Annotated in this window: 13 protein-coding genes and 2 pseudogenes; 10 read left to right on the top strand and 5 right to left on the bottom strand. The window is 28.0% G+C overall.

Features of this window, described 5'->3' with window-relative positions; genetic code table 11:
- The first annotated feature begins 419 nt into the window (after nt 1-419).
- On the top strand, nt 420-1,007 hold the full coding sequence (locus ELQ16_RS09500; RefSeq protein ID WP_134239382.1) for an NUDIX hydrolase: 588 nt from the start codon (nt 420-422) through the stop codon (nt 1,005-1,007).
- 12 nt (nt 1,008-1,019) lie between these two features.
- Here the strand turns inward: ELQ16_RS09500 and ELQ16_RS10585 are convergent, their stop codons facing one another.
- From ELQ16_RS10585 to rpmB, 4 genes and pseudogenes are all read right to left on the bottom strand, one after another.
- Nucleotides 1,020-1,367, bottom strand: a complete 348-nt coding sequence (locus tag ELQ16_RS10585; protein WP_407919973.1) for a CZB domain-containing protein — start codon at nt 1,365-1,367, stop codon at nt 1,020-1,022.
- 105 nt (nt 1,368-1,472) lie between these two features.
- Nucleotides 1,473-1,727, bottom strand: a pseudogene (locus ELQ16_RS10580) (methyl-accepting chemotaxis protein); the annotation flags it as partial.
- A gap of 435 nt (nt 1,728-2,162) precedes the next feature.
- A complete protein-coding gene (locus ELQ16_RS09490) occupies nt 2,163-2,381 on the bottom strand; it encodes a YdcH family protein (protein WP_134239379.1) in 219 nt (72 codons plus the stop codon).
- 192 nt (nt 2,382-2,573) lie between these two features.
- A complete protein-coding gene (rpmB, locus tag ELQ16_RS09485) occupies nt 2,574-2,768 on the bottom strand; it encodes a 50S ribosomal protein L28 (RefSeq protein ID WP_134239378.1) in 195 nt (64 codons plus the stop codon).
- A 178-nt stretch (nt 2,769-2,946) separates the two neighbouring features.
- Between rpmB and rpe the strand changes: the two genes are divergently transcribed.
- The 8 genes from rpe (at nt 2,947) to ELQ16_RS09445 (ending at nt 9,047) form a co-directional block, all read left to right on the top strand.
- On the top strand, nt 2,947-3,594 hold the full coding sequence (gene rpe / locus ELQ16_RS09480; protein ID WP_134239376.1) for a ribulose-phosphate 3-epimerase: 648 nt from the start codon (nt 2,947-2,949) through the stop codon (nt 3,592-3,594).
- A complete protein-coding gene (locus ELQ16_RS09475) occupies nt 3,591-4,373 on the top strand; it encodes a 3'-5' exonuclease (protein ID WP_134239374.1) in 783 nt (260 codons plus the stop codon). The genes rpe and ELQ16_RS09475 overlap by 4 nt, the downstream gene beginning before the upstream one ends.
- Before the next feature lie 62 nt (nt 4,374-4,435).
- A complete protein-coding gene (locus ELQ16_RS09470; protein ID WP_134239372.1) occupies nt 4,436-4,930 on the top strand; it encodes a ferritin in 495 nt (164 codons plus the stop codon).
- Nucleotides 4,931-4,939: 9 nt separating this feature from the next.
- Nucleotides 4,940-6,310 (top strand): MBOAT family protein, encoded by a 1,371-nt coding sequence (locus ELQ16_RS09465; RefSeq protein ID WP_134239370.1) that lies wholly within the window; start codon nt 4,940-4,942, stop codon nt 6,308-6,310.
- Nucleotides 6,310-7,152, top strand: a complete 843-nt coding sequence (locus ELQ16_RS09460) for a DUF459 domain-containing protein (protein WP_134239368.1) — start codon at nt 6,310-6,312, stop codon at nt 7,150-7,152. Before ELQ16_RS09465 ends, ELQ16_RS09460 begins: the two co-directional genes overlap by 1 nt.
- Entirely contained in the window at nt 7,139-8,293 is a 1,155-nt protein-coding gene (locus tag ELQ16_RS09455) for a GDSL-type esterase/lipase family protein (RefSeq protein WP_134239367.1), read from the top strand. The genes ELQ16_RS09460 and ELQ16_RS09455 overlap by 14 nt, the downstream gene beginning before the upstream one ends.
- A gap of 72 nt (nt 8,294-8,365) precedes the next feature.
- Nucleotides 8,366-8,692, top strand: coding sequence for a hypothetical protein (locus ELQ16_RS09450; RefSeq protein WP_134239365.1), 327 nt, complete (start codon nt 8,366-8,368; stop codon nt 8,690-8,692).
- Nucleotides 8,693-8,765: 73 nt separating this feature from the next.
- Nucleotides 8,766-9,047 (top strand): hypothetical protein, encoded by a 282-nt coding sequence (locus tag ELQ16_RS09445; RefSeq protein ID WP_134239363.1) that lies wholly within the window; start codon nt 8,766-8,768, stop codon nt 9,045-9,047.
- A 233-nt stretch (nt 9,048-9,280) separates the two neighbouring features.
- Here the strand turns inward: ELQ16_RS09445 and ELQ16_RS10450 are convergent, their stop codons facing one another.
- The gene (locus tag ELQ16_RS10450; RefSeq protein WP_279586269.1) at nt 9,281-9,409 is read right to left on the bottom strand and encodes a hypothetical protein; all 129 of its coding nucleotides are present in this window, start codon (nt 9,407-9,409) and stop codon (nt 9,281-9,283) included.
- Nucleotides 9,410-9,822: 413 nt separating this feature from the next.
- Between ELQ16_RS10450 and ELQ16_RS09435 the strand changes: the two are divergent.
- Nucleotides 9,823-10,092: pseudogene (locus tag ELQ16_RS09435) on the top strand (hypothetical protein); the annotation flags it as partial.

Here is a 10,092-nt window from a genome sequence, read left to right as displayed (position 1 = left end):
GGTATTATAAAAGACATAAGCTTGATAAACTCCTTGATCCAAGAATTCCTGCTATATATAGATATAATTTTCCGCAAGAACTTCGAGCTAGAATTCTAAAATTTGGTGAAGAAAATGGCATTAAAGATTGATTTGCAAATTTTAATACTTAAGAAATATAAGATTTCAAAATTTAAAATCAATAAATTTTCTTTCAAAAATCTTCGCAAAAAAAGATTTTTAAACCTTTACCAAAAGGTTTATTAACCTTTAATCAAAATATTATCAATATTCTTTTTTGAAAAATTTATCCTATAAAAGTCTTTGATTTGTTCTGCACTTAAACAGTGTAAAATATCAACCTATCTAAAAAAATAATTCTTTTATCTAATACTAAGAACTTTTAATTATAATCATTAAAAATTTATAAGGTTGCAATAATGAAAATTAGTAATATCAAAGAATTGGAATTTAAAGACTCTATCTACATAAAGCCTAAACGATATAGTTTTACCAATGATGGAAAAAATTGCGTTTGGGATTTTATCGAAGCAATGGATAGTGTTTCAATCTTGCTTTATCACAAATCTTTACAAAGCTTTGTTTTTGTAAAACAATTTCGCATTGCCCTTTGGTTTCACCAGCAAAAAGATGCAAATTATATCAAAGACGATAATATGGGTTACACAATAGAACTTTGTTCAGGACTCGTAGATAAGCAACTTAGTTTAGAGCAAATCGCCAAGGAAGAATGTATCGAAGAACTTGGATACTCTCCTAAAAAACTTGAAAAAATAGGTGAATTTTATACAGGATTTGGTTCTGGTGCAAGTAAGCAAACTCTTTATTTCGCTGAAATTGATGAAGAAGATAAAATTTCAAACGGAGGCGGGATTTGTGAAGAGGTTATTGAAAGCGTTTTTGTTAAAATAGAAGATTTTCAAGAATTTGTTACAAAAATAACAAGATCGCCTTTACTCGACTACGCTTGTTTGTGGTTTATCAATAAAGCTAACTCAAATATTTGAGTTAGCTTAAAATCAATTTTCTTCTTGAATATTATTTTTATTTTTTTCTTCCAAAAGCATATCTTTAAATACTTCAAATAAATCCAAAGATGCTTTTTCTGCCTCATTACATTTTTCAATGATTTCACCTTGAATTTGCGAACAAGTAATGTCTTCATTATGTGCAGTTTCTATTGCGTTATTCATATTATAATGCACTCTTTGATGTGGTTCGGTAATTTTACCAAAATAATGATTATGTTCAAATCTCTCCCTACCTGCACTCGCCATCCACTTACCTAAACGACAACTTGTATGATCGGCTAATTTTTCACCAGAACGAACAAAAATTTGTTTATAAGCGTTAAGTTTGAATGCCATATGATCAAGCTTCACTAAAGAAACAAAAGTTTCTGAAGTAATAATATTGGCATTAGTATCAATGGCTTGAACTTCTTGAATAAAAGCATTAAACTGATCAGCAAATTGCATAATATGTGAATTTGAATCCATTGAAACTTTTTCAACTTGCTCGCTTTGAGTATACATTTCGTTGGCATTTTGCTTTAAAAGATTGATATTCATTTCTACTTCAGCTGTAGCTTTTTGTGTTTTTTCTGCCAATTTCCTAACTTCATCAGCAACAACCGCAAAACCTCGTCCATGCTCTCCTGCGCGCGCAGCTTCAATGGCTGCATTTAACGCCAAAAGGTTAGTTTGATCGGATACATCTTTAATCAAACTAATTACATTGGTAATCTCATCCACACTTCTGTGCAAAGTTGCGGCAGCATCTCTTGATTTATTTGCAGATTCTACAATATCCGCAAGAGAAGAGTTGATGGAATTTGTAGCATTTTGAAGACTATTAATGCTATTTAAAGAAGACTTTGATAAACTAGAAATTTGTTCAGCCTTATTAACATTATCAGACATATCATTTTGAACTATAGTGATATTTTGCAAAGCCCCATTAAGTAAAATTTGCAATAAATCTGTTTTTAGAGAAGACTCTAACGCATCTTGCTCACAACGCTTAAGCTTGTCACTAATTTCTTGTTTTTCATTTTTAAGGCTTTCTATTTGTGCTTCTAACTTCTTGATTTGAGCTAGAGCGTTTGTTAAATTTTCGTTTTGCGTTTTGCTTGAACCAAACATTGTGATATTCCTTTTGCTTTATGATTTTTTGCAATTAGCTAAATACTCACTTAGCTCATCTTTTATACCGAGCTTTTCTCTTTTAAGTGCAGATAATGCAAGATCATCTAAATGCACCCTTCCCTCTTCAGCATCTTTAATCTGATCATCAAGTTCATTATGACGCTCAAATAATTTATCAAAATGCGCATCTTTTCCTTTTAATTCTGAGATTAATTCTCTATATTCGTGTAGCATAAAAACTCCTTTAAATTTAAAAAATATTAATGTAATTATTATAACCAAAAAATCAAAAAAATCACATAAAAAACTACATTAAATTGCTTATTATTAAAAATTTTCATTAATATTAAGTTAAAATTTTTAAAAGCAAGAATTAAATTAGTATTTAGAATTTTGAAATAAAAAGAGTCCAAGACTCTTTTAAAATTATTTAGAATTTTGTTTTTTAAGAGTTCTAAGCGTAGAAGCTGCTATTCTCATTTTTCTTGTAGTTCCATCTTCTAAAGTGACACGAACTGTTCTAAGATTTGGTAAAAATCTTCTTTTTGTTTTATTGTTTGCGTGAGAGACATTGTTTCCTACCATAGGACCCTTACCCGTAACTTGACATACTCTAGCCATTGCTTTTCCTTAAAAAATTTTTCGTAATTAATAATAAAAACGGTAATTATATCAAATAAAACTTAAAAAATATAAAGATTTTTAATTTTTTTATATTTTAGTTTTATATTTTTTTTATACTTTACAAGATAGAATTATCAACTTTGAAATAAAAAATTTAAAAAACAAGGTAAAAGCAATGTATGTAGCCCCAAGTTTGTTATCTGCAAATTTTTTAAAATTAGAAGAAGAAATCAAAGCCGTAAGTGAAGCAGGAGCAGACTTACTTCATATTGATGTGATGGATGGACATTTTGTGCCTAATTTAACCTTTGGACCTTGTGTAATAGAAAAAATTTCCACCATCACCCAAGTGCCATTAGATGTGCATTTAATGGTTAATGATGTAATTAAATTTATAGATCTTTTCATTCCCTTAAAACCCAAATTTATTTCTTTTCATATTGAAGCCGAAAATCATCCTATAAGACTTTGCGAATACCTTAAAAATCATGGAATTCACCCTGCTATAGTTTTAAATCCACACACGCCTATAGATTCGATAAAACACATGATAGAATTTGTGGATATGGTGCTTTTAATGAGTGTTAATCCTGGTTTTGGCGGTCAAAAATTTCTACCTTTAATTTATGATAAAATCAAAGAATTAAGATCTTTAATTGATAAAAAAAATGCTAAGGTTTTTATAGAAGTCGATGGGGGGATAAATGGCTTAAATGCAAGCGATTTAGAGACTGCTGGAGCTGATATTTTAGTAGCTGGAAGTTATATATTTTCTTCAAATGATTATAAAACCTCAATCTCATCTTTAAAGCTTAAATTTTGAACCTACAGCAAATCGATCAAATCATTTCCGTGCTTAGTAAACAAAGCAAACCCTATCAATGGGTAATGAATGAATTTGCGAAAATCGAAGAATTATCTTATTTTGACCTTGATCTAGAAACACTTGAATTAATGGGCCTTGGTCTGCTTTTAAATAAAGACAATTTAATCAGCCTAAAAACACGCACAAATAATATCAAAAACGAAACTTTTTGCATAGTAGATATTGAAAGCACAGGGGGAACTAAAAACGGACAAATTTTAGAAATTGGTGCAGTAAAAATCAAAAATTCTAAGGAATTAGGACGCTTTAATAGCTTTATCAAAGTGGAACAAATTCCACAAAATATCACAGAACTTACAGGTATTACGCTTCAAATGGTTAAAGATGCTCCAAGTTTAGCCAAAGTTTTAAATGATTTTAGATTGTTTTTAAAAGACAGTATTTTTATCGCACACAATGTAAGATTTGATTATACTTTTATCTCCAAAGCCCTTAACGAATGCGGTTTTGGAATTTTGCTTAATCGTCGCATTTGCACTATAGAATTTGCACAATGTTGCATAGAAAGTCCGCGTTACAAACTTGAAACTTTAAAAGAAATTTTAAATATACAAAGCACCCATCACAGAGCTTTAAGCGATGCTTTAGCGGCGGCTGAAATTTTTAAATATTGCCTTTCAAAACTTCCTTATCATATCAAAACCACAGAAGAGCTCATTCATTTTACAAAAACAGCAAGACTCAAGGGAGCGAAGCAAAATTTTGCTAATTTTTAGATTATTTTAAATTATTCTTTATATCATTATAAAATTATTTTATTAAAATTTAAGGAGAAATAATGCTTTCAAAAGAAGTTATCAAGCTACTCAATGAACAAATCAATAAAGAAATGTATGCTGCAAATTTATATCTCAGCATGAGCTCTTGGTGTTATGAAAACAGTTTTGATGGTGCGGGTTTATTTTTGTTTCAGCACGCAAGCGAAGAAAGCGAACATGCTAAAAAATTAATCACCTACTTAAACGAAACTGATTCAAAAGTAGAATTAAAAGCAGTTGCAGAACCTGAACAGAATTTTAGTTCCTTGCTTGATGTATTTGAAAAAACTTTCAAGCACGAGCAAAGCATCACAGCTTCAATCAATAATTTAGTCGATCATATGCTCACGCATAAAGATTACGCCACTTTTAATTTCTTACAATGGTATGTTAGCGAACAACACGAAGAAGAAGCACTTTTTAGAGGTATAGTAGATAAAATAAAACTCATTAGCGATAATGCCAATGGTTTATATTTAGCCGATCAATACATTAAAAATCTTGCTAAAGCTTAAATTTCACAAATGACTTTTTTTTCTTTGGAATTTAGTATCTTAATGATACTTTTTTTTGCGCTTTATTGGTTTTTCAATCACCATAAAGTGCAAAATTTTCTTATTTTAATTTTTAGTTATTTTATTTATATTTTAATCAATCCTTATTTCGCACTTATACTTTTTATTTATACTTTTTTTATTTATTATTTTTCTTTAGTGATTTTTATCAGACGAAAAAAATACCTTTTTTTAGCTTGCATTGCTTTGGTAATTTTAAATCTTTGTTTTTTTAAATATTTTTCTAGTATCAAAGACAGCTTTGATCAATTTTTATTATTTTTAGGATTTGACTTTCTAAATTCTGATGTGATCTTTCCTATGGGAATTAGTTTTTATACTTTTGCAAGTATTACCTATCTCACCGAAGTTTATAAAAAGCGTAAAATTCAAACTTTTCTTGATCTATGCACCTATCTTTCCTTTTTTCCTACTTTATTAATGGGACCTATTATGAGAAGTGAATTTTTCTTTGCTCAAGCCCATAAAAAACGAAAATTCGAAAACGCTGATTTGATTTTAATTTTATTGCTTTTTGGTATAGTAAAAAAAGTTTTGATAGCAAATTATTTAGGCATTTATGCTAAAGAAATTTTAGACAACCCAAGTAATTATAATTTTTTAGATTTACTTTGTGCTATTTATGCTTTTAGCGTGCAAATTTATTGTGATTTTAGCGGTTATGTGGATCTTGTATGTGCTTTTGCCTTAATGCTGGGCTTTACACTGCCGCCTAATTTTAATATGCCTTATTTGGCAAAAAATTTAAAAGAATTTTGGCAAAGATGGCATATTAGTTTATCTACATTTATTCGCGATTTTATCTACATACCTCTAGGTGGAAGTAAAAAAGGATTGGTGCGAACTTTATTTAATCTGCTTATTGCATTTGCTTTATCAGGAATTTGGCACGGCAATACGATTAATTTTTTAATTTGGGGATTATTGCATGGTGCTGGAGTGGTATTTTTGCATTTTTTTGCTTTTAAAAAATATCAATTCAAATACAGCACTTATTTAGGTAGATTTATTACTTTTCATTATGTAAGTTTTGCATGGATATTTTTTTATTATGCAAATTTTGAAGACGCTTTGTTGTTTTTAAATTCTTGCGTACAAAATTTCACCCAACCAAACAATACTCAAAATTTCACCATTTTACTTTCTTTTGCGGCAAGTTTTTTGCTTTATCCTTATCTTATAAATTTAAAAGAAAATTGCGTAAAAATCTTTATTCAAATGCCGCTATTTTTAAAGCCTTTTGTTTTGGCATTCGTTTTAATTTTGATTTTTAAAACCATGCCAAGCGGGATTCCAAATTTTATTTATTCGAGTTTTTAATGAAAATCATTCAATTTTTATTTATTTTAGTTATCACTTTTATACTTGTTAATATTGCAATGCATAAGAGTATTAATAATTATCTTGAACAAAAATATCATTTTGACTCTACAAATGATGAAAACTTTAGCATAACAGATTTAAATTTAAGCATTCAACAAAAAAACAATATTCAAAAGACAAAAAAAAGCGAAAAGAAAATCAATATATTGCCAAATGAAGAATTTTTATTCATCGGAGATTCTTTAATGCAAGGAGTAGCTATAAGCTTAGCCAAGGATTTAAAAAAATACAATATCAAAAGCATAAATTTAAGCAAACAAAGCACAGGACTCACCTATAAAAGTTTTTTCGATTGGAATAAAACTACAAACCAGGCCTTTGAAAATAATAAAAATATCAAATATTTAGTTGTTTTACTAGGCGCAAATGATCCTTGGGATTTTAGAAAAAAAGGCAAATCTTATCATTTTAATAGCAAAGAATGGCAAGAAATTTACGCCCAAAGAATTAACGAAATCATTAACATTGCTAAAGAAAATAACGCCACATTATTTTGGTATGAAATTCCTCCTGTCAAAGATACAAAATTAAATCAAAAACTTCAAATTCTCAATGAACTCTACCGAGTACAGCTAGAAAAACAAGATGAGATATTCATACAAACAACACAAACTATGAGTAAAGATAGAGTATTTTCAAGTTATGTTAAAAACGAAAATAATAAAAGCATAAAAATCAGAGCAAACGATGGTATACATTTCACGCAAAAGGGATCTGAATTAATGTCAAAGCTTTTATTAAAATATTTAATTTTGAAAGAAAGAAATGAAAAACACTAATTTATTGATTTTTATTTTTTATATATTTAGCCTATCAGCTTGTGCAAATGCGAGTAATTTTAAAGCCGAACAAATTTTAAATACAAAAAGCAATTTGCATAATTTTACTTCAGATGAAAAATTACAGAATTTCAAAGAAAAATTTCAAAAAAAACAAGATTTAAAAATCAGAATTTTCGGAGACTCGCATATTGCAGCAGATTTTTTCTCAGGAGAACTTCGCAATTTAATATTCCAAAACAATTCAATAGGTTTTACTTATCCTTTACAACCTGAGTATCATCAAAACACAAATCTTAGCTACAAAAATAAAGGTTTTATCATTTTAAATTCAAAAAACAACGATAAAAATATAAGCTATCCTTTAGGTGGCATCATTGCACAAGCTCAAAAAAAAGATGCATATATAGAATTAAACACTAAGTTAAATAATAAATTTAAAATAGGCATACTCTTTAAAAGCCCTAATACTGATAAAGCTTTTCAAATCAATGATGCAAAAAAACAAAATTTTATACTTCAAAGCCCCATGGCCCAAAAATGGACTTATAAAGAATTGGAGAATGTTTCCTTTCCTCTTAAAATTCAAGCACTGCAAAAAAATGTTTCGCTGGGCGGATATTTTATTTACAAACAATACAATAATAATTTCATAGATATCCTAGGTATTAATGGCGCAAGCTCAACTCTATGGTTAAGATGGAATGAAAAAACACTTAAACATGAATTAAAAATTTTAAATAATGATTTCATCATGCTAGTTTATGGTTCAAATGACATTTTACTTCCTGGTTTTTCAAAAGCAAATTTTAAGAAAAACTACAAAAAACTCATTCAAATTCTTAAAGAAAATAATCCAAGGGCTATCATCACTCTTGTAACCCCTCCTACTTTGGCTAAAAAAGATGAAAAGAATTCCCTTTTAAAGCAAAAATTTAAAGAGGCTAAAAATGCCATTTATGAGCTTGCAAAAGAAGAAGAGTTGTTGGTTTTTGATACCAATGAATTTATAGAACAAAGTGGTGGAAAAAATGTTTGGATAAAACATGATTTATCCTTAAAAGATGTCCATCTAACAATTCAAGGCTATAAGATGATGGCAAATAAATTTTATAAGGATTTAAAAGCTTTATTAAAATAATACAAAAATTATAATTACCACTGTATTTTTAAAAATTAACTTTAGCCTAAATTCTACAAAAAAGGAAAACAAATGAATGGATTAAAGAAAATTTATATCATTTGGGGGATGTTTTGGACTATTGGACTTGGAATTTTTCTGCCCACAGCACATGGATTTGATAGTATGGATTTTATGGATTTTTTCATACTTGCTTTACAATTTATAGCTATAATTTGGTTGCCTCCATTACTCATTTTTAATATTGTATATTTTGTGATAAAAAAAGAAAGAAAATATATTATAAATACATTATGGATATTATTGTATTATCCTGTGGCTTTGATATTATATTACATGTTTTATTATCATAATAGTTTTTATGTTACATTATATATTTTTTTATCATTGTTTAAATAAAGGATAATTTTGAAAGAAAAAATCAATAAGCTAAGAGATTATGCCGAGCTTGCACAAGCTAGTTATTTGAATAATGAAGACTTTTAGCATAGAAGGTTCTTTGTGGCAAATGGCAACTTATAGAGAATGGCTTGAAAGGGAAATAGATGGATATAAAATTGATTGTTCAATAAGCCCTCAAAGAATTCTGCAATCTCCAAAAACTAAACAATACTATATTTACAATCAAGATTATCAAGACTATCAAAAATTCACTCCTTATGGTTTAGATTTTAAACTTTATAGTAAAGATTTTATCACTAAGTTTGATTTTAAAGATAAAGCTTATAATGTGCTTTATAATACAGGGGTTTAAATGGGAGGAGATATTACACTTTCTATTTTTTGGGGTTTATTTGGATTTATTCTTGCTTTTACTAATATAAAATTTTATCTTACGACTTTAAGTTTTCTTATTGTCTTTTTTATTATAAATTATTGGATTAAGATCAATATAAAAGAATTTGTAAAATCTTATTTTTTAATATATTTTATTGTGTTTTTTACAATTATTGTTATCATATTTTATTTTAGCTATGATCTTGAATTTTATAAATCGCTTGTATTGCTTGATCCTCCAGAAGTTGAAAAATTATCACCACAAGAATATAAAGCATATGAGTGTTTTGAATTTTTGACCTTTGCAACTATGTTTTTTTTAGTAATCACATTTATCATACTTCCTTGTTTATTACAAGCTTATTTATTTAAATGCTATAGTACAGGAGAAAAACGCAAAAAATTAAGTTGGTTTATAAGATTTATGTGTAATGTTCCTATATTAATTGCGAGTGTGTATGTGATATATGAAAATCTTTAAAGACTATCAAAAATTCACTCCTTGTGGTTTGAATTTTAACTGTCAATAAATAAATTTTTAACATAATTAAGTGATTATGATAAAAAATTCGCTTACTAAGATGAGTAATAACACTTGGCAACAATAAGAATAATACAATAATATTTTTATATAATATTTAGGAATTTTTATATTTATAAGCTCTAAATCAATAATAAAACCAAACAGACTAGCCACCACTATAATCATGAAAAATGGCTTACATATAGGATAAATTAAGAAAGGATAAAAGATGAGTGATACTTATATGATATACGCTCCTAATGGATTAGGAGTAGAGGTAGATAAAAAAACTAATGAAATATATTTTGCACAAAGTGCTGATCCTGTAGGCAAATATACTAAAGAATATACCAAGGTTTTTTTTAAAGCTTGGGATATAAAGCAAAACTCCCCCCCCTACAAAGACTATAAACCCCAATACCTAGATCCTAACTTTTATACAGGACAAGCTTCTACTTTACTTGAATTTAAAGATTGGCAAAGCATATATTTAAAAGAT

It is taken from the genome of Campylobacter sp. US33a, from assembly GCF_004378855.1.
In the GTDB taxonomy this organism is placed as follows: Bacteria; Campylobacterota; Campylobacteria; order Campylobacterales; family Campylobacteraceae; genus Campylobacter_D.
The sequence above is the reverse complement of the archived record's forward strand: the minus strand, read 5'-3'. Positions and strand labels throughout refer to the sequence as shown.

Coding starts and splice junctions, on each gene's coding strand:
- ELQ16_RS09500 (WP_134239382.1), top strand. CDS start 420: ATGAAAATTAGTAATATCAAAGAATTGGAATTTAAAGACTCTATCTAC.
- ELQ16_RS10585 (WP_407919973.1), bottom strand. CDS start 1,367: ATGGCATTCAAACTTAACGCTTATAAACAAATTTTTGTTCGTTCTGGT.
- ELQ16_RS09490 (WP_134239379.1), bottom strand. CDS start 2,381: ATGCTACACGAATATAGAGAATTAATCTCAGAATTAAAAGGAAAAGAT.
- rpmB (WP_134239378.1), bottom strand. CDS start 2,768: ATGGCTAGAGTATGTCAAGTTACGGGTAAGGGTCCTATGGTAGGAAAC.
- rpe (WP_134239376.1), top strand. CDS start 2,947: ATGTATGTAGCCCCAAGTTTGTTATCTGCAAATTTTTTAAAATTAGAA.
- ELQ16_RS09470 (WP_134239372.1), top strand. CDS start 4,436: ATGCTTTCAAAAGAAGTTATCAAGCTACTCAATGAACAAATCAATAAA.
- ELQ16_RS09465 (WP_134239370.1), top strand. CDS start 4,940: ATGACTTTTTTTTCTTTGGAATTTAGTATCTTAATGATACTTTTTTTT.
- ELQ16_RS09460 (WP_134239368.1), top strand. CDS start 6,310: ATGAAAATCATTCAATTTTTATTTATTTTAGTTATCACTTTTATACTT.
- ELQ16_RS09455 (WP_134239367.1), top strand. CDS start 7,139: ATGAAAAACACTAATTTATTGATTTTTATTTTTTATATATTTAGCCTA.
- ELQ16_RS09450 (WP_134239365.1), top strand. CDS start 8,366: ATGAATGGATTAAAGAAAATTTATATCATTTGGGGGATGTTTTGGACT.
- ELQ16_RS09445 (WP_134239363.1), top strand. CDS start 8,766: ATGAAGACTTTTAGCATAGAAGGTTCTTTGTGGCAAATGGCAACTTAT.
- ELQ16_RS10450 (WP_279586269.1), bottom strand. CDS start 9,409: ATGATAAATGTGATTACTAAAAAAAACATAGTTGCAAAGGTCAAAAAT.